Here is a 23,361-nt window from a genome sequence, read left to right as displayed (position 1 = left end):
AGCTATTCAAAGGTTCCTTTCACCAGCGCTTTGCCTTGGTGACACAATAATTGTCCTTTGGCATACACATGGCTGAGTGCGAGTGAGCCTGGCTCACATAATAAGATATCAGCATCATTATGAGGGGCTAATTGGCCCTTCTGTTTTAGCTTTAGAATGGACGCTGGCGTGGATGTTACTGTGGCAATAGCATCTTGCAGTGTTACGTCTGGGAGATTAATCAGGCCTGCCAAAGATGTATGAAGACTGCCTACTTTCCCTACTTCTAAACCAACTAATTCTCCCTGCTCATTAAAGACAGGTAGGCTGGCGTTGCCGTCGCTGCTCATAGTAACCTGAGAAGCACAGACACCGCGCGAAAAGCAGTATGCCACAGCGTCAGCTGCGGGTATTTCACCCTCAGCAATAAACTGTGCATTGGTGCTGGTTGTCATATCGATAAAGCCACCTGCATCAGCCCATTTTATGCCTTCATCTAATAGGTGCTGACTGCGGTTAATGTGAGTAGGATAAAATTGTGTGGGAGGAATGGCAGATTCAGACACTGCTTGGTGTAGCATAGACAGGCATGTTTCATGATCACCGGTGTGAATACTTACTATTCCTGCCTTGCCAGAAAGCATGCCGCCTACACGAGCATCAGAGGCTACTCGCACCAATTCTGAAACCGTGGCATGGGAGGCTCGGTGATCGGCAATGGCGACCTCACCCACACCTATGATCTTGTCCAACATCACTATGTCATCTGTCAGGTTACCTGTGTAGGTGCGAATGGGCAGCTGATAAGAGCCTGAATAGCAATAGGCGCTGATACCCTCGCTATCGAGCGCTCTGCATTTTGCAATTAAGTCAGGTAATGAACGCGTTGTCGCATCAGTACCAAGTGCGCCAATCACCGTTGTCACGCCGGATAAACTGGCATCGGTCAGTGACATTTGCGGAGTACGGGTGTGAAAACCCCCTTCGCCACCGCCACCGGTTATATGGACTAACGCATCAACGAGTCCGGGCAGGGCAAGCAAGCCATTAGCGTTTACGGTGGTGACATGTTTTCCACTAAGAGTAATGTCAGGCTCGATAGCGGCTATTCTGCCATCGCAGATAAGTATGTCATTAATTCCCATAGGGAGTGGAGCGTACACATTGGCGTTTTTTATTAGAGTAATCATTACGCGAATCCCGTTTGGACAGCAAAAACAATAGTTAAACAAGCCAGTGCAAAAAGTCCAAGCACAAACTTCCACACGAATCTCACCCACACGGTCCAGTCTATGCGGGCCACGCCCAGGCAACCTATGAGTGAGGCCGATGTGGGAATAATGAGATTGGTTAATCCGTCGCCCAACTGAAAGGCCAGTACTGCTACTTGACGTGTTACTCCGACTAAATCAGCCAGAGGGGACATCAGTGGCATTGTGATAGCAGCCTGACCAGAGCCAGACGCTACAAAAAAGTTAAACGTACTTTGGAATAACAACATTAACAACGCACTTGTTGTTGAGGTAAATTCGCTCATACCCTGGCTGGTATAGTGAAGCAGGCTATTTAGCACAGAAGGGGTAGTGACATCGTCGCCGCCTAGCACCAGTACAATACCTTTTGCCATACCCACAATAAGTGCAGCCGGAAGCAGTTCCTTGGCACCATGAACAAAAGACTGGCTAACATCGTTTGCCCCCATCCTGCGTCCAATAACTGCAATAATGCCAACCACTACGCCGATAGTGAAAAACTGACTGGCGATTTGCGGAATGTAATATTCGTGAACGATTACGCCATAAATGACCCATACAATTCCGGCTAAAAAAGTCAGCAGGATAACGCTATCAAGTACACTATATGTGTGTGCGATCTTACTGTCTTTTGGGGCTACATGGTGCAATTGGTCACTTTTATGGCTGAGGGATAACGCCGGATTGGCCTTGATTTTTCTTGCATACAACAGCGTGAACACCAATCCCACCAGGGTAAATACCCCCCAAGTAGCCATGCGAAAACCCTGTCCACTCAGTAAGGGTACGCCCGCAATACCTTGCGCAATGGCCACTGAAAATGGGTTCATCCAGCTGGTGGCAAAACCAATTTGTGTGGCCACATAGGTGATAAGCACAGCGGTAATACTGTCATAACCCAATGCAACGACCAAAGGCACAAGCACAATACAAAAGGCGATAGCTTCCTCGCCCATACCAAAAACAGCACCACCTACTGAGAACAACAGAAACATGAGCGGTAAAACCACGATATCCGCTTGTTTGGTGTTTGCGATCAGACTGAGGATACCATTGTGTATAGCACCGGTTTTCATTACGATGCCAAACGCCCCTCCCACAATAAGAATGAACGCGACGACCCCAACCGCTGAACCCCATTTACTGCCCGATACCATGCCATCAAAGGCATAATTCAGCAGTCCGGTTGTTTCTCCGTCTCCTTCGAACAATCGTACTCCTGATGCGGGATCGTCAGGGTGGAAAGCAAAGCTTTGAGGATCCACCAGCGTTTTACTACTGCCATCACTCAGAACAACCGTTTCTGTACTGAATGCGCCGGGCGTAATGACATGTGTCAGGGCACCTGCCAATACAATGACAAAGAAAAGAATGACAAATGCGTCAGGTACTTTGATTGAATTAGCAGGCTTTTGCATAGTGTTCCTTAGTCAAAGTAATAGCTTACGGCCAGACGATATTGCGTACCGTACGGGTCGTGGTTATAGCCATCAAAGCCACGTGAAGAGCCAAAGGCGAGCGGCGCATCGCGGTCAAACAGGTTGTCGACAGTTAAGCGCATTTCCAAGTTCTCCCAGTAATAGCCCGCGCTCAATGTGACTGTTGTCCAGCTTGACACGTCTCTTGCACCGTTTTCATCCAGTAAACCAAGCGCATCGACTTCGTCAAACTCTCGCCCGCGTAAGCCTTCAATATCGTCTTCATACTGCCCGGTATAGTCCAGATATAAACCAATATCCCAGCTTTCGGCCACCCAGAACACTTCTGCGGTGGCAAACGTTTCAGGATAACTGAAAGTGCCTGCTATTGATTCAATGGTTTCAGAGCCTATGATGTTTCTGTCATAGGTGAGATAGTGCGTACCATTGAAACCAAACTCCAGCTCGCCCGCGCCAAATTCCACAACGTGCCGCAAATCTATATCAATGCCTTCCAGTTCCTGTGAACCTGTATTGTCGAGCGCGATAACATGGTCACGGAATAAGGGTAGTTCAATAAATCTTGGTTGATCAAACGCATCCCAGGCATCAAGGATTTCGAACAGGTTAGCGCCGTCTTCTTCAATCGTTCTGCCGCTATTGTCAGTAACAAGACACAGGTCTGGGTCATAAGAGATTCCCTGCTCGCCCACGGGCACTAAACCGCAGTGTCTAAGCGATGCATCTGTGGTTGCACGTGCCAATACATCAGTCATATTGGTATCGACTAAGTCCTCGTGTTCGAAAGCCCAGTAATCAAGTGTGATGGTTGTGTTCTTCGTGGGGCTATAAGCCAAGCCAATACTGTAGGACTCAGATTCTTCAGGTTTAAGTGCGGGGTTGCCTAGCTCAAGTACATTGTTTCCTACTACTCGTGAATCACCTTCGCAATAAAGATCGGCAACGGTTTGGTTGGCACCGCAGTCGAAAGAAGCTCGTGTAGTTCGCAATTGTACGCCTGCCTGAGTTAGAGAGGGCGCGCGAAATGCGGTAGACCAACTGGCCCGAAGCACAAGCTCGTCAATGGGGCGAAAGGTCAGGCCTACTTTGGGATTAAACGTACTGCCAAAGTCATTGTAATCATCGAAGCGACCCGCCAACTGCATCTCTAGGGTTTCGGTCAGCGGTACATAAAGCTCAGCAAATACACCCCATTGCGTGCGACTTGCTTCTGACAAACTTGAACCATATCCAAATACATCGACTAAATACTCGTTTTCAAAGCGCGCTCTGGAATCCAATGATGGGATGTCTGTGATTTCTTCACGACGCACTTCTGCACCCGTCGCAATGCGAATGAAATCGTCACCAAACTCCATTAACTCACCGGTGAATTTGATGTCCCAGCCATACAGGGTACTTTCGCCATCTCGGGTTGGGCGAGCCTGAGTCAGAGCCAGTGTTGCGTCGTTATTGGGATCATTTTGTAGAAACGGATTGTACATAGGCAATAACTGGCTGCCGCTGCATTCAGGCATGCCGTTGTTATTCAGATTAGCAATTTGTCCATTCGCGCAAAGCTCACCACTTATGGCAGCAGTGTAGCGATAACGGTCATAAATACCGGCAACCGCAACCTGCTCTGATTCTGAACGCGAAAGGGTAATGCCTGATTCCCAATCCCATGCGCCAACCGTACCATTGAGTACAGATACTAACCTGACTGAAGTCGATTCAATCTCAACCGTTCTAGGCGTGCCGAATCGCGCATCATATTGAAATCCAAATAACTCTCTTCCAAGCAGGGTATCGAATGGGTCAATGTACAGATTGTCGAGCAGTGCATCTCTAATCTCAGGCGAAAACACATCTAATGCTGTCTCATCAACGAAGGGGCCCTCACTGTCATCGAGCTGATTAATTGGCGCTGGCGTAGAAAACGAGGTTGATTCAGTTCTTGTTACCATAAGATCAGTACGCCAGAAGAGGTCGTCGATTTCCTTGGTAAAGGTGAGTCCACCAGATAGTGATTCTAACGGCGCTTCGAAATAGTCGTCTTCGTTGCCATAGTAGGCGCAAATCATCTCGCCAAATTCTGTTTCCACTAGCGGCGTGGCACAGTTAGGTGCTCCGATTTCATTACCGTCGCGAGCAGAAAAATAATAGATGTTAGGTGTATTTTTAGGCAGATAAGAGTAACTGCTTGTTAGAACAGGCGAACGCGTTGCAGCAAAGTCTGTCGCTTTAATCGCTTCGCGATCAAAGTAGTCGAAAAATGCTACTAGGTTACCGCCAGCCACTTCACCGCCAAATGTACCTTGCACATTAAACTGACCGTGATTGTCATTGTCAGTGGTGTTTTCGTAGGAAACAGAAAGCGTGGACTCTTCTACACTGTCTTTGAGAATGTAATTGATAACACCCGCAACAGCATCAGCACCGTAAATGGCTGAGGCGCCTGTTGCGAGAATATCAACGCGCTCAACGGCAGATGCGGGAATGCTGTTTATGTCGACAAAGTTTTCCGTGCCAGACGCAAAAGAACTTGCTGCTACACGCCGGCCATTTACCAGGGTTAAGGTGGCTGATGGGCCGAGTCCTCGCAAAGCTGCAGCGGCTTGACCAGGAGGTGTTGATGTAGATGTAGCGCCACTTTGGGTGGAATCAAAACTGCCTACACCGCCTCGCGCTTGATTCACTCTGTCCATTAAGTCGGAGATAGTTGCTACGCCCATGCGTGCTATATCTTCTGATGTGATGACAGTAACGGGTTGAGATCCTTCTAAATCCACACCACGGATATTCGATCCTGTGACTTGAATGACTTCGACTGTTTTCTCTTCACGCTCGTCTGTTGTGTCTTGCGCATAGAGTGGTTGAGATTGCATGCTCGCCGCAACAGCGAGCGTAAGTAATGAATATTTCATAAGATTTTCCTTCCCACAGCAAACAGCACTGTGCCGGCAAAGCTGTGAATCGCAACAAGGCGATCAAACATAAATTTAGTAATGTTACTTAGCGTGGCTGCCTATGACGCAGCAATAACCGCACACCCGAGAGAGGTGTGTTAGGGGAAGGTCTATTCGTCAAACCACTCCGACAAATAGTAATTTTGATAGCGATAATTGCTGATATTCGCTGCTTTTTTAATCATGCTTTTGCCTGACTAACTATTCAAAAAGGTGCATAGTAAACTCAACGTCAAAGTTAATTTTAGCGTTGACTTACTTTTCTTGTTAGCACTACCTTGTTGCAAAGTCAACTCCTCAACAACTGGATAACACTTGTTATGTTAGACCAAATTTTAGATCACTTGGCTCGCCGAATTCACCGCTCGAAAGACGCTATTTTGACAGTGTTCTTTATCCCATTTTTTCTTATTTCATACAGTGTGTTAGCTGAAAATGAACAGTATGAACTAGTGCTTGCGGGCGGGGCGTTAAAAACCTGCTCCAGTATGACCAAAAAACAGTGTGAAAACGATGTAAATATTGTAGGAGGAAAACAACAGTTGTTGTTTCAATTTTCACCAGAAGCAAGAGCGTTGTGGATTAATACGCCGCAATTTAGTCAGCTGCCCGAAGAAATTAAACAAGCATTTTATGCAATTGATACGAATGAATATTCAAAATTGGCTGAAAGCACAATATCCCGTGGCGAGTTTCTGGATGCACTTGATGCGGTAATTGAATCAAAAAGTGGGCTTAAAGACTTTACTCGACTGCTATCTGATCCTGCCTATTATGCGCTCGTTGATTTTCATGAGGTACAACAAATCGACAGTAAAGGTGCCAGACTTCAAGAGAAAGTGTCTGTACCCGACAATACCAACGCAGCGAGTGTCGACGTGTACAACGCATTTGTAGATCAAGCTCGCTTGCGTTTATCAGCATCAAACAAAGATAAAGCCCCTAATATTGTTGTGATCACCGCTTCCTCTCGCGATCATTTTGAGTCGGCGGATTTCTATGAAGGCGTTTTTGAGTCCCTCAACGTCAATGTGCAGTGGTTACCGCTCTCTGCAGCGTGGCAGGAGGCCCAGTACCTCAGAGAGTTTGACTCCGACATTTGCAGCAGAATGGTTGACTTACATTCAAAGCGCAGCCTGTTTAACCGCAAGGCCGTTTATCCTGACAGAGTGGCCTTTGAGAAAACCTTGTGTGAAAACCCCTCAAAAGTCATTGATGCGTTAACTCATGCGCAAGGTGTGTTTTTTAATGGCGGTGATCAAAGTAAAACCCTGGCAGCGCTTTTAACGCCACAAGGTCTCCCCTCAGAGGCGCTAATGGTTATCCGTAAAAACATGCAGAATGGGCAACTAGTGGTTGGCGGAACCAGCGCAGGCACAGCCGTGCAAGCAGGGGGGGCCGTCAACAATAACCCTATCCCCATGTTAACGAATGGTATTCCCAGTGCTGCCATCAAACGAGGTGTATTTGCGTACTCTGCACCTTCTGTTCGTTGCAGTGAAACCAGTGGTTGTAGTGAAACAGTTAGGTCGGATGATGTTACTTATCGCGCTGAAGGCGGCACTGGGTTATTCCGTCAAGGCCTGCTGGATACCCATTTTTCAGAGCGAAACCGAGAAGTACGATTGATTATGACAGCCCTGGCGGCCCAACAAAATTTTGGCTTCGGTGTTGATGAAACGACGGCATTGATGGTTAGGCAAGAGGGAGAGAGCACACACTTTAAAGTGATTGGCGAACGAGGTGTGTTTGTTGCCGACCTGCGAACACATGATTATCGGCAAGTAAATACTCATTCGGGTAATACGCGAAGTGTTGGTGGCTTGGCCCACTTCTGGCCAACAGGGACCAAGGTCATATTAAATCGCAAGGGGTTTGCGGTAAGCTGGCCCGCCAATGATGCAAAAGCTTATGCATACACAGACGAATCGCAATGGCGAGCTGCCGTCCGAGCCAACTGTCAGGCGGATAAACCGTTCTCATGGCAGCATGACAATGTCACTTATTTACTTCAGGCCAATACAGCAACGCAATTTAGTCAATCGCCCATGCAGTGTGGTTATGCGAATTTACCCTTTGCAATAAGCCATAAATAGTCACCCTGCTGGGATGATTTTTTCAAGCACGCGGGTAAGGTGAACTTTGTTGATGGGCTTGGTTAAGAAATCGACGATGCCTTTGCTTTTGTATTTGTCTGGGGCATTACTGAATGCGTCGGCAGATAATGCAACGATCGGGATATCTTTGTTGTATTTATGAATTTGTTCGGCCGCATCCCAGCCGCTAATTCCAGGTAAATGCAAATCCATAAAGATAATATCGTAATGGTTGCCCTTTGCCTTCTCTACGCCCTGTTCACCATCATCTGCGAATTCCATGTTCAGCGAAAGTGATTCAAATACGGCTTTGGCGACCTCCTGATTAATTAAGTTGTCTTCAACAACCAGAATTTTTGCTTGTTTATTTATCTTTGGGCGAGCCGGTTTGTGTTCGTAGTTGCACATTAAAACCGGTTCAACGGGTAGAGTGACACTTGCTTGCGTTCCCTTTCCTACCTGACTTTGAATATCGATATTACCGCCCATTAACTCGATGAGCAGTTTTGTTATGGGCAATCCCAACCCTGTTCCTTCAATTGTGCGGTGTATGCTGACCTGTTTGAATTTGTCGAATAACAGAGGTAAGTCTTTCTGGGCAATACCCACGCCCTGATCACATACTTGAATTGTCAGCACGTCTGATTCTGAGGTAACTGCCAAGCTAACTAAGTTTCCCTTAGGGGTAAATTTTATGGCATTAGACAGCAGGTTCATTATGATTTGGCTTAGCTTTACTTCATCAATATAGATCTGTGCGGGAAGCGTTTGCGCCACATTCACATTAAACCCAACCTGCGCCGCATCAGCCGTAGCTTTCATCATACCGTGGATAGAAGAGAAAAAGTCTTTCGTGTCTATGAGGCTGGGGTGTAATTCCATTTTTCCCGCCTCTATCTTGCTTAAATCTAAGACTGAATTAACCAGTGACAATAGACGTTTTCCGCTAAAGTCTATGTGCATTAAATGCTGTTTGAATTTGTCGGGTAAATGAAAATCGTCGCCCTGTTCAATCATAAGTTGACTAAGACTGATAATGGCGTTTAGCGGAGTTCTGAGCTCGTGGCTAATGTCCGATAAAAACTCTGTTTTTCGCTCATTTGCTTTGGATAGTTCGGCATTTTTGAGCCTGAGTTCAAGTTGTGAAATAACGGCGTTACCCAGTATTTTTAGTGCTCGTTTTTGGTCAGCAGACAAGCGTTTGGGCTTATCACTAATGGTGCATAGGGTACCAATGGCATGGCCTTGCGGTGTGACCAGTTGTGTTCCTGCATAGAAGCGAATGTGCGGAGGGCCCGTAACAAGCGGATTGTCGAAAAAACGGTTGTCTTTTAATGTGTCGGGTATTTCAAAAATGTCGCGCTCGTGGATAGCATGAGAGCAAAAGGCAATGTTTCTTGGTGTTTCTTTTGCATCTAGGCCTACTCTTGATTTAAACCATTGTCGTTTGGGGTCGACCAAGCTGATTAATGCAATAGGCGTTTCACAAAGGGTCGAAGCCAGTTGAGTCAACTCATCAAAGGCTTCTTCGTCTTTTGTGTCGAGAATATTGTACCTGTAGAGCGCCTCTAGTCGCGCCTTTTCATCCTTTGGTATAGCGGCTTCTTGCATTATGGGCCTTACCTTTCTTAAGCTTGATCAACGCTTGTAACAAGGCTGTACGACGAATTACCTTCTTTCATCTTACTATAGTGGGCTGCAAGGCGTTCAGCCAGAAACTTTTTTGTTTGGCGCTGCTGCGTATAATGGCAGCAACAATGAGTAGATAGCTGCACAATTTTTGGATGTTGCCTAGGAGTATACATATAGATGCGTCACTTAGGATTTGCGTTAAATATTAGCGCACTAGGGTTGTTTTTCCCCGGAATCTTATTGCCTATGTTCAGTTTAAATATGGAACTGATCGCTGCTGTGGGTAAGGCGGCAATAGATTCGCCTCTTGTCAGTAAAGAGTTGTCGATCATGGCAGCTGTGCAGGAGCTGTGGCAGGATGACCGCTTGTTGGTGTCGGCGCTCATCTTCTTTTTCTCTGTAGTGATCCCCTTGCTAAAAGCGCTGATTGTGAGTGTGGCGTACTTCCAGCCAAATGTGCAAAGAGAAAGGCGGTTAGTTGGCTTTGTGTCCAATATCGGGAAATGGTCGATGGCCGATGTGTTTGTTGTGGCAGTATTTTTAGCTGTGTTGTCAACCAATCATGCAGAGACTTCTGCAACCCATGAGTTGATTGTATTTGGTTTTCGAATGGCGATAGAGGTAAGCACGCAGACGTTGTCAATGGTAGGCCAGGGCTTCTACTTTTTCTTGGCGTACTGCCTGGTTTCACTAGCCGGTACCCACTTGTATTGTTTGGGAGCACACCGGCGAGCACATGAGCAAGGTACTTCACCAGACTCTATTTGATAAAGGTTGCATAGCATTAAAACACTTTCTTCTGCTCACATCGCACTCATTGCCGTATGCTGTGGTTACCTGATTGCCCCTATGGGCCTTGCTGCGGTCAATGTAGCGATTCCTGCACTGGCAGCCGACCTTGGGGCTACAGCCAGTGAGGTAGGTTGGTTACCTACATTGTATATGCTTGGCAGCGTGGCATTTATGCTCCCCTGCGGAAAGTTGGCTGACAGAGTAGGACGAAAAAAGGTTTATACAGCAGGGTTAATACTTAACCTGCTTACCACAGCCTTGTGCGCCATGGCGAACAGCGTTGAAAGCATTATTTTTTGGCGCTTTGTTCAAGGCATTGCCGCATCGATGATATTCGCTACGGGCATTGCGATTGTGTCATCAGTAACCCCTTTTGACAGAAGAGGTAAGGCGCTTGGGATCGTAGCATCCTGTGTCTATATTGGGCTGACGGCAGCCCCTGCAATGGGAGGGTTCGTGACCGACCTGATGGGATGGCGGGCTGTGTTTTATATTCAAATACCGCTGCTCAGCGTACTTATTGGATTTGTTCTGATCAAGCTCAAAGGGGAGTGGAAGGGCGATACAGAATCGGGATTTGACTGGTTTGGCTCATTGCTTTTTATGGCCTTTTCGGGGGCACTGGTGTTTGGTTTGGCGCGTTTGCCTCAAGTAGAAGGATGGCTATATTGTATAGGCTCACTGATCGCTCTTTGTCTTTTCATTTTTCATCAGGACCGGAGCCGCAAACCCCTTATTCGCCTCTCGCTGTTTAGGGAAAGCCGTGTATTTAGCCTATCTTTATCTGCCGCGTTTTTTATGTATGCGAGTAATTTTGCGGTCGTCTTTCTATTGAGTTTGTATTTGCAGTATATAAAGGGGTTATCGCCGAGTGAGGCTGGCACAATACTTCTGGTACAAGCGTTATGTATGGCCATTGTTGCGCCTGTCGCAGGCGTGTTGGCCGATCGTTTTCAGGCGCGTATCATTGCCAGTGCGGGCTGTATACTGGTTGCGATAGGTTTTGTGCTCCTTACCCTGCTCGACCAGGCATCTCCAGCGTCGTCAGTCGTTATTGCCCTGCTAGTCATAGGCATAGGTTTTGGTTTGTTTTCTACCCCCAATAACAGTGCCATCATGGGGGCAGTCAGGCAGGCTGAAACCGGGGTAGCATCAGCCAGTATGAATTTGGCGCGAACCATTGGCAACTTGCTGGGAATGAGCCTAGTAAACTTCCTTATTAATCGCTTGTTGGGTGATATTCCGCTTGAAGCCGCACCACAAGCGCAGTTAATGGTCACCATTGAAAATGCAATGATGTTGTCATTGGTTCTGGTAGTTTTTGGCATTGTAGTGTCTATTGCCCGCGGGCGGGAATCCCATACGGGTTAGTGCTAATCTGAGTACCTTCTTTCAAACAAAGTACATGATCAGACTCTTCAATAAGTCGCCGGTTATGCGTGACCATTAAGACGCAAATATTGTTGGCCAGCGATCTAAGCAACTGCATTATCGACTGCTCACTCTCTTTGTCCAATGCGGATGTAGGTTCGTCCAAAATTAAAAGTTCTGGATCGCGCAGAAGTGCTCTTGCCAACGCAAAACGCTGTCTCTCCCCGCCTGAAAGCGTGTTTAGCTGCTCGCTTAAAAGCAGGTCAAGGCCGGCATCATGTTTCTTCAGCCACTCACCAAGTCCAACACGGGAAAGGACATCGATAATATCTTGATCACTTGGCTTTTGTATTAAGCCAATACAGAGGTTGTCACGCACTGAGCCAATAAAGATACTAGGTTGCTGTTCCAGCCAGGCTATTTTGGCTCTAACAGAGTTTAAACAATAAGCACTTAGTGGCTTATTATTAATGTGAACTGAGTCTAGCGTTTCAGGATAAAGCCCCACTAATTGCTGAATGAATGATGATTTTCCGCTGCCACTTTCTCCAATAATCATAGACAACCCAGTGGTTGGGAGCTGCCAGTTTATGTTCTTCAAAACCGTTTTTTCGTCAACAGTATAAGTAAGTGCCTTCACCTCCAGATGATTGATATGAGCCAGTGAATCGCCGTTTTCTGTATTTTCCTTTACGATTTGAAGCAATTTCTGCATGCGCTCTGCGGCGCCCGACGCACGCTGGACATTACTGAAAAACATACCCATTGCCATGATTGGAAAGGCAAGCCCAAATAAATAAATCAAAAACGCAGTAACTGTTCCCAAAGTCAGGCTGCCATCAGCGAGCCAAATGGCTGATGTAGCCAGTATGGCAATCATGCTGACCATAAGAATAAGGTTGGAAATTGGTCCGATTAACGCTAATACTCTGGCCTGACGCATGGCATGGTGATAAGCATTGTCCAAAAGAGTCTGACCACTTGTTAATACTTGTGATGATGCATTGTGTACTTTGATGGTTTTGGCACTTCGCAGCCACTCAGACACATTGGCAATAAGCTGCGCTTCAGCCTCTTGCATGGCCATGCCAATGCCACGCATAGACATGGCTAAAGGCGTGATCAATACAATACCTGCCACAATGCAAGCCACTAGAACCAAAGTCAGCCTCCAGTCTAAGAAAAACATAATAATGACAACAGCAAAAATACTGACTAAGCCGCTAATGAACCCGATTAAGTCCTCTGCAAGAATCGACTTTATTGACATAGAGTCGTTCACCACCCTGGCACTAAGTTCTGCACTGTGTTCATTGTTCAACGCCGATTGTTGTGCATGGAGCAAATGTGAAAAGACAGAGAAACGCAGTTTCTTGTTGGTGGTCTCACCAAGGTGACTGCCATACCATGCTAGACCACCTTCGAAAATAGCTGCCAGCAACACAATGGCGACCAGTGCGGCAATCATACTAACCTCAAAAGTTGACTGGCTGATGTTATCTATCATGAATTTGCTCAACAGAGGAATAGCCAACTCAAATACAGCCGTGATTAATACCAATAGCCCCATTATCGAAAACTGTTTATTGCTTGGGCGATGTGGCTTAAGCAGTTGCATTAGTCCTGAAGGGGAAGTGGCTGTTTCTGTACGCATAATTACCTCTTTATGACTTTTCGGTCACTTGATTGACCATCTGGTCAGGACTTTAATGAGATTATTATTTGCTGTCAATGAATTTGTGGTCATGAAAATGACCATTTGGTCAGATTGCGTATTGTGGCATACTGTAAAAAGAGCATGTAGCAGAGAAACACGAGTAGCCAGTGAGCGAGAAAAGAGAAAAAATATTGGCGGTGGCGCGTCAGTTGTTTATTGAGGTTGGCGTTAGCGGTACTACCATTGCAGAAATCGCTAAGCGAGCAGGCATTGCAAAAGGCTCGGTATACTCTCATTTTACGTCTAAACAAGCCATAGTCGTAGCGCTAATGAATCAATCTATTGAGCGTAGTCAGTCTTACCTGACTAATTTGCTGGAGGGTAACCCTCATAGTGGCAAAACGCTGATGACAGAATATTTCACGGAAGAGCTTTCATTCATGAACGAGGATCGATCACTGAATCAAGCCATTGCGATGGACGACTCATTGCTCATGAATGATGAGATTATGGATGTTATTCAAAGCTTTCGCGCAGAATACTATCGAAAGCAAATTGTTTTGCTCAGAAAAGCCTACGGTGAAAAGCACGAAAAGTGGTTGACGGATATTCTTACTTTACTCAATGGTGCTTTTCATGAATACGGTCTTTACATGACACTTGATAACGCCAATCTTGATGTGAAAGCGTGCGCAGAAGTTGTTGCTCTGAGCCTTGAGGCAAGTTTAACGGCGTTGTCAAAATCCACGCTCCAACCCGCGTTAAATGCAGAGTCTGTGTATGCTATCGAATCAAAGAGTCAGCTTAGCAGACAGGAAAAAGCCAGTGCAATTCTCAAAAATATGTTGTCTCAGGCAAAGCAACTCACTGCAGAGAGTCAGAAAGAGGTCACTGAAACCTGTGAGTTAATGGCTCAGGAATTAGCAAAAGAGCAACCCAACAAGGTATTACTGAGAGCGCTCATAGCTAACCTTGGGCCTTATCCTGAAATACACCGCGACCGCATAGAGCTGGCTGAGGCTTTGGATATAGCCGTTATTTAACAGATTCGGTAATAACTTAGAAACATGTCAACGGTGGCTTCTGCTAACGCTATTTGCTGCTGTTTGGAGAGTGGCGCTTCAGCGTGTAATAGTTGAGGCCACAGGGCCTGACCCTTTAACAAACTCAGGATCTGGTCATTGGCTAAAAGGGGGTCGACTTTTTTTAACTTTCCATCGTCCATGGCACTTTTTAGCCAGCGGATCATGGCTGTTTCCTGCTCAAAAAAGTCAGAAATTTCAGACTCAAAGTTATCGGGGTTATACAGACAATGGGCGAGCGCAACACGTGTGAGTTCCAACATTTCACTCTGACCCATCAGATTAAGCTGATTGTCTACCAGTTCAAGTAATTGCGACTTTAAGTCGCGCTCTGCATCGTAGGGTGCGTCAAAGCCTAAAATGGCATTGCCCCATATCTCCTTGATGATGTGGGTGACAAGAATTTCTTTGCTAGGGAAATGGTTATATACAGTGCGCTTGGATACCTGTGCCATTTCGGCAATTTTGTCCATGCTGGTATTTCCCACGCCAAACTGTTGGAATGCGTTCCTTGCACCTTCCAGTATGGCTTCTCGTTTGAGCTCACTGCGCGTTTTTTTAGCTTCTGTCATGGCACATCTCGATACAAATATCCAAATATTTTTACACTGATCAGTTTACTTTTCAAATGAAAGTATTAAACTACACTGTATAGTTTACTTTTGTTAATAAAGTGTAATCAATACACATTTAGAATGGCTGGAAAATGAAAACATATAGATCCATCAACAAACACTTTCCTGTCGTCGTTGCCGCTTTTACCTCTGTTCTCTTACTCAGTGGCTGTGGCCCAGCGCCCAGCGCATCTGAAACTGATTCCAGTATTCAGGCTGTTAAGCTTGCTAGGGTTGTCGACAACGTCAACATCACATCTAGAACATTTCCGGCCGAGGTGTCGGCAGTGAAAACCGTTGATGCCAGCTTTGAAGTTTCCGGTCGTATTGTCTATGAGAATTTGGTGACAGGACAGATTGTAAAAAAGGGAGAGATACTGGCAAACATCGACCCCACACCTTTTGAGCAGGGTGTAAAAGAGGCCAGAGCCAGGTTTGATCAGGCATCCCGCGATCTCACGAGAATCCAGGCGACGTTCAAAAAAGGGTTGGCCTCACAAGCGCAAATGGACAATGCAATCACAGCGCATGAACTGGCCGGTATTGCCTTAGAAAAAGCACAGCAAGACTTAAGTTATACGACATTGCGCGCGCCCTTTGATGCTCAAGTGTCAGAACGCCTGGTTGAGAACAATAGCTTCGTACGTGCAGGCGATATTATTGCGAGACTTCAGGATGTGTCGCGTTATTATTTTAACGTCAATGTACCGGAGCGGGTGTTAAGCGCGCACAAAGCCGGTACACCCGTGCTCGCGACAGCCAGTATTATCTCGGCGCCTGACAAACAGTTTTCACTTCACTATGTTGAGCATGCTACACAGCCTGATCCCATTACCCAAACATACAAGGTGGTGTTTGCTGCAGATGCGACTGCTGCAGATTTAACACCCGGTGCCCGCGCAACGGTAACAGTTCAAGTGAATCAAGCGCGCTTTGCTGACGGTGTTTTAGTTCCATTCTCGGCTATTCAGGGTAACGATGGAGCGGGTTTCCACGTGTGGCGATTTAACGCGAACACATCTCAGGTAAACCGTGTGAAGGTGGATGTATTACACATTGAGAATAATTTTGCCCTGATATCAGGTGATGTCTCTCAGCACGACAAAGTCGTATCGGCGGGAGCGTCCAAAATGCGTGAGGGACTGATAGTGAAACCTTATACACCGGAGCAATAAGATGGATATTGCTCGCTACTCCATTAAGAATCCGGTCAATGTTTGGCTACTGGTTGTCGTTCTGCTTATTGGTGGTTCGATTGCACTCAATAATATCGGGAGACTGGAAGATCCTGCTTTCACCATCAAGCAGGTTCAGGTAGTGACACAGTTTCCCGGTGCTGGCGCACGAAAAGTAGAGCGTGAGATTACCGAGCCACTTGAAATAGCGATTCAGCAAATGTCTCAGCTGCATCGCCTAACCTCCATTTCTAAACCTGGGGTGTCAGAAATCACGGTGGAGGTTAAATCGCATTACGACTCTGATGTGTTACCTCAGATTTGGGATGAACTTCGAAAGCGACTCAGAGATGCCGGCAACGTATTGCCCACCGGTGCCCAACAACCTAGGGTGTTTGATGATTTTGGCGATGTGTTTGGTATGTATTACGCCTTAAGTGCGCCTGATTTTTCACCCAATGAATTGCGAGAGTTTGCGCGCGTCATCAGACGAGAATTACTGGTTACCGAGGGGGTTGCTAAGGTACAGGTTAACGGTGTGCAACAAGAACAGTTGGTTGCCTATATCAATCCATTTCAGTTAGCTGGCTTAGGGATTTCATTTCCTGACCTGACAAACCTATTAGCAGAAAATCTCAAGCCTTTTAATGGTGGTCGAATTCAGGTTGAGGGAAGTAAGGTGCGTTTGCTGGTCGAAAATCCTGTTGACCGTCTTGACGAGATTTACAACCTAACCCTGGTTGTGCCAGGCACGAATCGCTCCATCAAGATAAGAGATGTGGCTGAATTAACCTTTGAACCCATTGATGTTCAGCCTGTTCTTATTCGCTATAAGGGTGAGGAGGCGATCACGCTAGCCATTTCTGCACTTAACGATGTCAATATTGTTGAAGTAGGTAAACGCGTGAACGCCAAGACTAAGCAATTACTTAATCGTCTACCTGCAGGCATAACGTTAACGCCGATTTATGATCAGGCTGCTCTTGTTGATGAGTCGGTAAAAGGGTTTATCAACAATCTCATTCTTTCCGTTACTGTGGTAACGCTAACCCTCATGCTTTTTATGGGGTGGCGCAGCGGCGTTGTTGTCGGCTCTGTATTACTGGTTACTGTGATGGGCACTGTTTTGCTTATGTGGCTGATGGGGTTACAGCTACAAAGGATTTCATTGGGTGCCATGGTTATTGCCATGGGGATGCTGGTTGATAATGCTATAGTTGTCGCCGAAGGAATGATGCTGCGAATGCGTCAGGGCAAGTCGGCTGTTGAGGCGGCAAGCTTTATTGTCAAACGCACTCAATGGCCGCTATTAGGTGCCACCGTTATCGGCATTGCGGCCTTCTCTGGTATTGGCCTGTCAGATGATGCTACCGGGGAGTTTTTATTCTCCTTGTTCGCTGTCGTGTTGATTTCATTGTTATTGAGTTGGGTGCTTGCGACCACGGTCGTTCCTCTGTTCGGTAAGTACTTTTACCAGGTAGGCGATGACAAGGAAGAAGAGGCGAATTCTGGTTTTGTCTATCGTGGATATTTGGCTGTGTTGACTCAGGCACTGCGATTTCGCTGGCTGACAGTTGCGTGCCTGCTGGTGATAACACTCGTCGCTTATGGCGGCTTTGGAATGGTGAAGCAAGGGTTTTTTCCTGCCTCAAATGCACCACTGTTTTTTGTTCACTACTGGGGGCCACAATCTCAGGACATCAGAGAAACGGCTGACCATGTTCAAGAGGCTGAAAAGCTGATCATGCAACACCAAGATGTAGTTTCAGTCACCAGCTTTATCGGTCGCGGTGCAGACAGGTTTACTTTAACCTATGCGCCGCAGCAGCCTAACGAAAGCTACGGCTTTTTCTTGGTTCGGGTAGCAGAACGAAACCAGATTGACGGGGTGATTACTACGCTGACCGACACGCTGCCAAGTGTTGACTTAAATGCGTATTTTTACACCGAAAAAATGCAATTTGGTCCGGGTGGCGGGGCCAAACTGGCTGCGCGTTTCTCTGGTCCTGATGCTGAAGTACTCAGACAACTCGCTGAACAGGCAAAAGCACGGATGCTTGCTGATGAGAAATTACGCGATGTCCGTCATAACTGGCGGGAAAAAGGGCTGGCTTTAAATGCCCATTATGATTCGTTCAATGCGGGCATTGCCGGTGTCAGCCGGACCGATTTTAGTCAAGCTATTCAGTACGCCTCTACAGGCGTAGAAATGGGACGTTTACAGGATGGTGATTACAGTTATAGCATCCGTGCCAAGATGTCGGGTGTGAGTGATTCTGAGGTTGATGCCATAGAAAATAGTCAAGTATGGAGTTCCGCGCAGCGGCGCTATGTGCCTTTCCGGCAGATCTCAAAAGGGTTAGAGCTTATCAATGAAGAAACACAAATCCATCGCCGTAATCGCATTCGGACGATCACAGTGTTTGCTGAGCCAGGGTTTTCGGAGACGGCCGCGAAAGCGTTGGCACGACTGAGACCACAGATTGAAGCCATTCCATTACCTGATGGATACCAGTTGGAATGGGGGGGGGAGTATGAATCGTCGAGAGATGCACAAAAAGCGTTAGGGGTAGGGCTGCCCATTGGTTTTTTGGTGATGTTCTTAATATCTGTTGTGTTGTTTGGACGGGTTAGGCAGCCACTAATTATCTGGCTTATTGTGCCTATGGCAGCGGTCGGCGTAGTATCAGGGTTATTGGTAACAGACATGCCATTCGGGTTTATGTCTTTGCTGGGTTTTCTGAGTCTTTTTGGCATGCTTATTAAAAATGCCATTGTGCTACTCGAAGAGATTGACCTGCAAATTGAAGAGGGTAAGCAACCGGATATCGCTATTGTGAGCGCCAGTGCATCCCGGTTAAGGCCGGTTACACTGGCGGCAATTACCACAATTTTGGGTATGGCTCCCTTGCTGACAGACGCCTTTTTTGCTGATATGTCGGTCACTATCATGGGAGGCTTGGCGTTTGCCACCGTATTAACCCTGATTGCAGTGCCGGTGTTTTACAGTCTGTTCTATCGGATCAGTTTTAGAAAAACGCAGCACATGACAGCCTAGCTCATTTTGGCCAGCCAGGACATGGGTGCAATGCGCAGCACATAGTGCAGCCAAGCCCATGGCCAGCTGGGTACATAAGCATTGGCTTTTTCTTTTTCAATGGCTTCCACAATGGCTTTAACACCCGTTTTTGTGTCAACCATAAAGGGCACCTTTTCAACTTTTTCGTTAATTTCACTACGGATAAAGCCTGGATGAATTGTACTCACACTGATGGGTTTGTTTCGTACATCGATTCGAATACCTTCCGTCATCGACGTCAATGCTGCCTTGGTTGCGGCGTAAACCGTTAATGCACGTCTAAAACCTCGCACTGCACTGATGGAACTTATGGTGACCAAATGCCCATAATTCTGTGCTCGAAATATTGTCATGGCTGCTTCGCATTGTGCTAGCGCAGAAACAAAATTAGTGATAGCGGTTTGTTTGTTCGCTTCAAAATAGCCAGTGCCAACAGAGGCGCCTTTACCCATGCCTGCGTTCACAATAATGCGATCTAGGCCGTTAAATTCCTCGTTAAAGGCGTCAAAGACCGCAAATACCTGATCATGGTCATTCACGTCCAATGTACGGATAGACACCTTAATGTTTGGATTAATGTTTTCACACTCAGCTTTGAGTGCCTCAAGCCGGTCTATGCGTCTTGCACACAAGGCTAAATCACGGCCCATTGCAGCAAATTGTCTGGCCATTTCATAACCAAGGCCGGAGCTTGCGCCAGTAATTAAAACGGATTGTCGTAACGTTTTTGACATAGGGTTTTCTTCTATTTGTATTTTTTCAATTCTAAACGGGTCACCATGCCCATGTGCACTTCATCCGGGCCATCTGCCAAACGAAGGCTTCGGGCTCCGGCGGCAAAACGCGCAAGTGGAAAGTCGTTACACATCCCTGCACCGCCGTGCATCTGAATAGCCATATCAACCACTTCTTGCAGCATGTTAGGCACAACCACTTTAATGGCAGAGATGTCTGTCATAGCATGTTTAACACCAAGGTTGTCAATTTTCCAGGCCGCTTGCAATGTGAGTAAGCGAGCTTGATCAATGGCCATTCTTGCCTGTGCAATACGCTCTCCATTACCACCGAGTTTAATCAGAGGCTGCCCAAATGCTACGCGTGTAAGTGAACGTTTTATGGCAAGTTCCAGTGCTTTTTCTGCCATACCGATACTGCGCATACAATGATGGATCCGACCTGGTCCCAGACGCCCTTGGGCTATGGCAAAGCCTTGCCCAGGGCCAACGAGCAGATTCTCTCGGGGCACTGTGACATTGTCAAAGTGCATTTCACCATGGCCGTAGGGAGCATCATAGTCGCCATAAGCCGTCAACATACGTTTAATTTCGATTCCTGGCGTATCAAGGGGGACGATGACCATACTATGTTGTTGGTGTCGGTCATTTTCGGGGTTAGAAAGCCCCATAAAAATAGTTACCTTAGCATTGGGATGCCCAAGGCCTGTAGACCACCATTTTTGCCCATTTATAACAATCTTGTCGTCGCGGATCTCGATTTTGGCTTCCATATTAGTCGCGTCACTAGACGCGACTTTAGGCTCTGTCATGCCAAAAACAGAGCGGATTTCTCCGGCTAACAAAGGCGTTAACCATTGTGCTTTTTGTGCATCACTCCCAAAGTGATAAAGCACTTCCATATTGCCTGTGTCCGGCGCATTACAATTAAATACTTCCGGCGCGAACAAGCAGCGACCCATTTGCTCAGCTAACGGGGCATACTCAAGGCAAGTGAGTCCCTGACCCAAGGCTTCATCTGGCAGAAACAAGTTCCATAGCCCAGTTGCTTTCGCTTCCGACTTCAGTGCCTCCACCTTAGGGTGCAACGTCCAGCGTTTAAAATCACCGTGATTATTGTGTTCGTGATAGTACTGATACACCTCATCTTCAATGGGATATACCTTGTCTTCTAGAAACGTATTGAGCTGGGTTAGCAGCGACGTGGTTTTGGAATTATGCGAAAAATCCATAAGTTGCCCTTGCTGGTTATATCTGGCATTTCGTTGTTCGTTAATCAACTGCGATTTGCTAGGCGCCAATAATAGTTATTCAGAACAACAAAATGTTAACGACGGCGCAGAGAAAGAGAAGTGGTCTTTACCTTTGACCCTCGAGGGCATGGATGCCCGAGTGGAGCCCCCATGGATGGGTTCACGGCGTGTCAAAGGTAAAGACCACTTCTCTTTCTCTGCGCCGAGCAATGCTTCAAGTGTATAGATCTAGAAAAGTTGAATGAAATGATTTATTTTTACAAAAAACTATGAACGGTATTCACAATGGATGCGAGGCAGTGGCAACAGCTTGATTTAAACTTGTTGCGATTATTCGTGGTGTTAAACGAAGAGCAAAACTTATCTCGTGCTGCCGAGAGGCTGCATATTACGCCCTCTGCGGTGAGCCATGCACTAAAGCGTTTACGGAGCCATTTTAATGATGACTTGTTTGAACGACATGGCACTAAAATGCGACCTACGCCCTTTTGCAAACGGGTGTATCCGCTTGTTGGCAAGCATTTGGAGGCCTTGTTTGAGGCGTTAAAGCAGGCTTCGGTGTTTGAACCTTCGAACAGTGAACTGACGGTGCGAATAGCGATGCCTGATGCGCTGGAGCAAATCGTGTTACCCGATCTGGTTAGCCATTTGAGCAACAAAGTGCAACAGTTGCGAGTAGACAGTGTAGTGTTACAGCGGGCGGAGATGGAATCTGCGTTATTGGCAGGTGACATCGACTTTGCATTGGACGTTGAGCGACCCATTGGTCAGCCTGTATCGCACTGTCCCGTATTGGAAGATAGCTTTTGCGTATTGGGCTGGGAGCAGCTCCATCCAGAGACGTTAACATTAGAGACCTATTTGGTGGCTAACCATATTGGCGTTTCCAGGCGCCCCCAAGGCGCGACTGTGGAGGATCTCGCTTTGCGTCAGGCAGGATTAGATCGGCAGACAGTAATGCGCTGTCAAACTTATCAAGCTGCCATAGCATTGGTTCACCAAGGCGTCGGTGTGCTGACACTGCCAATGCGACTTGCGACGTCTTTAGCCATTACAAAAGGATTGTCCATTCACCCTATGCCTATTCACCTACCCGCGCTTATGACGCATTTATATTGGCATACCAATGCCTTGCAGGACAGCGCCATGCAATGGGTGCATCAGGCGTTACTAGCGCGATTTTCAGCGGTAAGCACACTTGTCCAATGACACAGTTTGAATTAGCTTGGTAGAATACACAGTTATACGCCCTTCATAACAAAAATAAAGGAACAGTCTTTGTCAGTCGGAATAACGCCTCCCTCATTTCAATGGTCATTTCTATTACCCAAATACTGGCCTGTCTGGATAGGTGCTGGATTGCTGTATTTATTAACTTGGCTGCCCTTTTCTTTCATTCTTCGCTTAGGTAATGGTGTGGGGTGGTTACTAACCAAAGTAGCGAAAAAGCGGGTACAGGTTGCACGTCGAAATCTAGAGTTATGTTATCCGCAGTGGTCAAACGAGCAGCGTGAAATTGTCCTTAAAAAACACCTAGGCAGGGCCGGAATGGCCGTGTTTGAAACCGCAATTGGCTGGTGGTGGCCTACATGGCGGATAAAAAAGCACTTTGAAATAGAGGGCTTTGAACACGCTGAAGCCATATTGAAACAAGGCAACGGTGTATTTGGTCTGGCGCTGCATAACATGAACCTTGAATTTGCTTGTAGGGGATTAGGCTATACACATCCGAGCATCGCATTCTATAGAAAGCACAATAATCCGTTGATGGACTATTTTCAGTATCACGGTCGGGCGCAATCCAATAAATATATGATCCACAAACGCAATGCGAAGGCTTTGCTCGCCGCAATGGATGAAGGAGAGTTGTGTATTTACTTGCCTGACCAAGATTATGGGCGGGCGCAAAGTGCCTTTGTTCCTTTTGGTGGGGTTGAGGAAACGGCAACAACGACGGCTACCTTGATGTTTGCGCGCAGAGCCAATTGTGTACCTCTTATGATTACGTCTCAATATTCAAAGAAAGGTTGCAAACTCAAGTTTTATCCACCTTTGCGCGAACTTGCCGATAAAGAAGATAACGAAGCACTGACTGAGTTAAATCAGCAGATATTGGATATCGTTAATGAGCAGCCAGAGAGCTATTTGTGGATGCACAAGCGATTTAAAACCCGGCCTAATGAAGGTGACCCTTCACTTTACTAATGCCGTAATTAAATTCTATAGTAGGCGAGCAATAGACTGAGCGTGGTTTAGC

Annotated in this window: 16 protein-coding genes; 8 read left to right on the top strand and 8 right to left on the bottom strand. The window is 46.7% G+C overall.

Annotation, left to right across the window (positions count from 1 at the left end):
* Window positions 1-2: 2 nt before the first annotated feature.
* From iadA to DRW07_RS13885, 3 genes are read right to left on the bottom strand one after another with little or no spacing between them, the layout of a single operon-like run.
* Window positions 3-1,169 carry a beta-aspartyl-peptidase gene (gene iadA / locus DRW07_RS13895; RefSeq protein ID WP_124028531.1) on the bottom strand — a complete coding sequence of 389 codons (1,167 nt, stop codon included), beginning with the start codon at window positions 1,167-1,169 and terminating at the stop codon, window positions 3-5.
* Entirely contained in the window at window positions 1,169-2,650 is a 1,482-nt protein-coding gene (gene yfcC / locus DRW07_RS13890) for a putative basic amino acid antiporter YfcC (RefSeq protein WP_124028530.1), read from the bottom strand. Before yfcC ends, iadA begins: the two co-directional genes overlap by 1 nt.
* Window positions 2,651-2,658: 8 nt before the next feature.
* Complete coding sequence (locus tag DRW07_RS13885) at window positions 2,659-5,577, bottom strand: TonB-dependent receptor plug domain-containing protein (RefSeq protein WP_124028529.1); 2,919 nt, start codon at window positions 5,575-5,577, stop codon at window positions 2,659-2,661.
* A 362-nt stretch (window positions 5,578-5,939) separates the two neighbouring features.
* Between DRW07_RS13885 and DRW07_RS13880 the strand changes: the two genes are divergently transcribed.
* On the top strand, window positions 5,940-7,715 hold the full coding sequence (locus DRW07_RS13880; protein WP_124028528.1) for a cyanophycinase: 1,776 nt from the start codon (window positions 5,940-5,942) through the stop codon (window positions 7,713-7,715).
* On the opposite strand, the gene DRW07_RS13875 is transcribed toward DRW07_RS13880, so the two are convergent.
* Complete coding sequence (locus DRW07_RS13875) at window positions 7,716-9,326, bottom strand: hybrid sensor histidine kinase/response regulator (RefSeq protein WP_124028527.1); 1,611 nt, start codon at window positions 9,324-9,326, stop codon at window positions 7,716-7,718.
* 198 nt (window positions 9,327-9,524) lie between these two features.
* Here DRW07_RS13875 and DRW07_RS13870 point away from each other — a divergent pair, with 198 nt between their 5' ends.
* Together DRW07_RS13870 and DRW07_RS13865 are read left to right on the top strand one after the other, a co-directional pair.
* Window positions 9,525-10,115: a paraquat-inducible protein A gene (locus DRW07_RS13870; protein ID WP_124028526.1), complete on the top strand. Its 591-nt coding sequence runs from the start codon at window positions 9,525-9,527 to the stop codon at window positions 10,113-10,115.
* Window positions 10,116-10,130: 15 nt separating this feature from the next.
* Entirely contained in the window at window positions 10,131-11,510 is a 1,380-nt protein-coding gene (locus DRW07_RS13865) for an MFS transporter (RefSeq protein ID WP_377923167.1), read from the top strand.
* Here the strand turns inward: DRW07_RS13865 and DRW07_RS13860 are convergent.
* Entirely contained in the window at window positions 11,476-13,164 is a 1,689-nt protein-coding gene (locus tag DRW07_RS13860) for an ABC transporter ATP-binding protein (protein WP_124028525.1), read from the bottom strand. The two genes, DRW07_RS13865 and DRW07_RS13860, sit on opposite strands and share 35 nt — an antisense overlap.
* A gap of 170 nt (window positions 13,165-13,334) precedes the next feature.
* Between DRW07_RS13860 and DRW07_RS13855 the strand changes: the two genes are divergently transcribed.
* Window positions 13,335-14,210 (top strand): TetR/AcrR family transcriptional regulator, encoded by an 876-nt coding sequence (locus DRW07_RS13855; RefSeq protein ID WP_124028524.1) that lies wholly within the window; start codon window positions 13,335-13,337, stop codon window positions 14,208-14,210.
* Here DRW07_RS13855 and DRW07_RS13850 read toward each other — a convergent pair.
* Entirely contained in the window at window positions 14,207-14,821 is a 615-nt protein-coding gene (locus tag DRW07_RS13850) for a TetR/AcrR family transcriptional regulator (protein WP_124028523.1), read from the bottom strand. The two genes, DRW07_RS13855 and DRW07_RS13850, sit on opposite strands and share 4 nt — an antisense overlap.
* Before the next feature lie 134 nt (window positions 14,822-14,955).
* Between DRW07_RS13850 and DRW07_RS13845 the strand changes: the two genes are divergently transcribed.
* Entirely contained in the window at window positions 14,956-16,038 is a 1,083-nt protein-coding gene (locus DRW07_RS13845; RefSeq protein WP_124028522.1) for an efflux RND transporter periplasmic adaptor subunit, read from the top strand.
* Window position 16,039: 1 nt separating this feature from the next.
* Entirely contained in the window at window positions 16,040-19,096 is a 3,057-nt protein-coding gene (locus DRW07_RS13840; RefSeq protein WP_124028521.1) for an efflux RND transporter permease subunit, read from the top strand.
* Here DRW07_RS13840 and DRW07_RS13835 read toward each other — a convergent pair.
* Window positions 19,093-19,851 (bottom strand): SDR family oxidoreductase, encoded by a 759-nt coding sequence (locus DRW07_RS13835; RefSeq protein WP_124028520.1) that lies wholly within the window; start codon window positions 19,849-19,851, stop codon window positions 19,093-19,095. The two genes, DRW07_RS13840 and DRW07_RS13835, sit on opposite strands and share 4 nt — an antisense overlap.
* 11 nt (window positions 19,852-19,862) lie before the next feature.
* Window positions 19,863-21,083: an acyl-CoA dehydrogenase family protein gene (locus tag DRW07_RS13830; RefSeq protein ID WP_124028749.1), complete on the bottom strand. Its 1,221-nt coding sequence runs from the start codon at window positions 21,081-21,083 to the stop codon at window positions 19,863-19,865.
* A gap of 306 nt (window positions 21,084-21,389) precedes the next feature.
* Here DRW07_RS13830 and DRW07_RS13825 point away from each other — a divergent pair, with 306 nt between their 5' ends.
* Together DRW07_RS13825 and lpxL are read left to right on the top strand one after the other, a co-directional pair.
* The gene (locus DRW07_RS13825) at window positions 21,390-22,313 is read left to right on the top strand and encodes a LysR family transcriptional regulator (protein ID WP_124028519.1); all 924 of its coding nucleotides are present in this window, start codon (window positions 21,390-21,392) and stop codon (window positions 22,311-22,313) included.
* A 69-nt stretch (window positions 22,314-22,382) separates the two neighbouring features.
* On the top strand, window positions 22,383-23,309 hold the full coding sequence (gene lpxL, locus DRW07_RS13820; RefSeq protein WP_124028518.1) for an LpxL/LpxP family Kdo(2)-lipid IV(A) lauroyl/palmitoleoyl acyltransferase: 927 nt from the start codon (window positions 22,383-22,385) through the stop codon (window positions 23,307-23,309).
* Window positions 23,310-23,361 lie beyond the last annotated feature (52 nt).

The sequence above is a fragment of the Paralteromonas sediminis genome, from assembly GCF_003820355.1.
Lineage (GTDB): Bacteria > Pseudomonadota > Gammaproteobacteria > Enterobacterales > Alteromonadaceae > Alteromonas_F > Alteromonas_F sediminis.
This window is presented reverse-complemented; position numbering and strand designations above follow the sequence as displayed.

Bases quoted from the DNA above. Each gene is read 5' to 3' on its own strand.
- iadA (WP_124028531.1), bottom strand. From the start codon at position 1,169: ATGATTACTCTAATAAAAAACGCCAATGTGTACGCTCCACTCCCTATG.
- yfcC (WP_124028530.1), bottom strand. From the start codon at position 2,650: ATGCAAAAGCCTGCTAATTCAATCAAAGTACCTGACGCATTTGTCATT.
- DRW07_RS13885 (WP_124028529.1), bottom strand. From the start codon at position 5,577: ATGAAATATTCATTACTTACGCTCGCTGTTGCGGCGAGCATGCAATCT.
- DRW07_RS13880 (WP_124028528.1), top strand. From the start codon at position 5,940: ATGTTAGACCAAATTTTAGATCACTTGGCTCGCCGAATTCACCGCTCG.
- DRW07_RS13875 (WP_124028527.1), bottom strand. From the start codon at position 9,326: ATGCAAGAAGCCGCTATACCAAAGGATGAAAAGGCGCGACTAGAGGCG.
- DRW07_RS13870 (WP_124028526.1), top strand. From the start codon at position 9,525: ATGCGTCACTTAGGATTTGCGTTAAATATTAGCGCACTAGGGTTGTTT.
- DRW07_RS13860 (WP_124028525.1), bottom strand. From the start codon at position 13,164: ATGCGTACAGAAACAGCCACTTCCCCTTCAGGACTAATGCAACTGCTT.
- DRW07_RS13850 (WP_124028523.1), bottom strand. From the start codon at position 14,821: ATGACAGAAGCTAAAAAAACGCGCAGTGAGCTCAAACGAGAAGCCATA.
- DRW07_RS13845 (WP_124028522.1), top strand. From the start codon at position 14,956: ATGAAAACATATAGATCCATCAACAAACACTTTCCTGTCGTCGTTGCC.
- DRW07_RS13840 (WP_124028521.1), top strand. From the start codon at position 16,040: ATGGATATTGCTCGCTACTCCATTAAGAATCCGGTCAATGTTTGGCTA.
- DRW07_RS13835 (WP_124028520.1), bottom strand. From the start codon at position 19,851: ATGTCAAAAACGTTACGACAATCCGTTTTAATTACTGGCGCAAGCTCC.
- DRW07_RS13830 (WP_124028749.1), bottom strand. From the start codon at position 21,083: ATGGATTTTTCGCATAATTCCAAAACCACGTCGCTGCTAACCCAGCTC.
- DRW07_RS13825 (WP_124028519.1), top strand. From the start codon at position 21,390: ATGGATGCGAGGCAGTGGCAACAGCTTGATTTAAACTTGTTGCGATTA.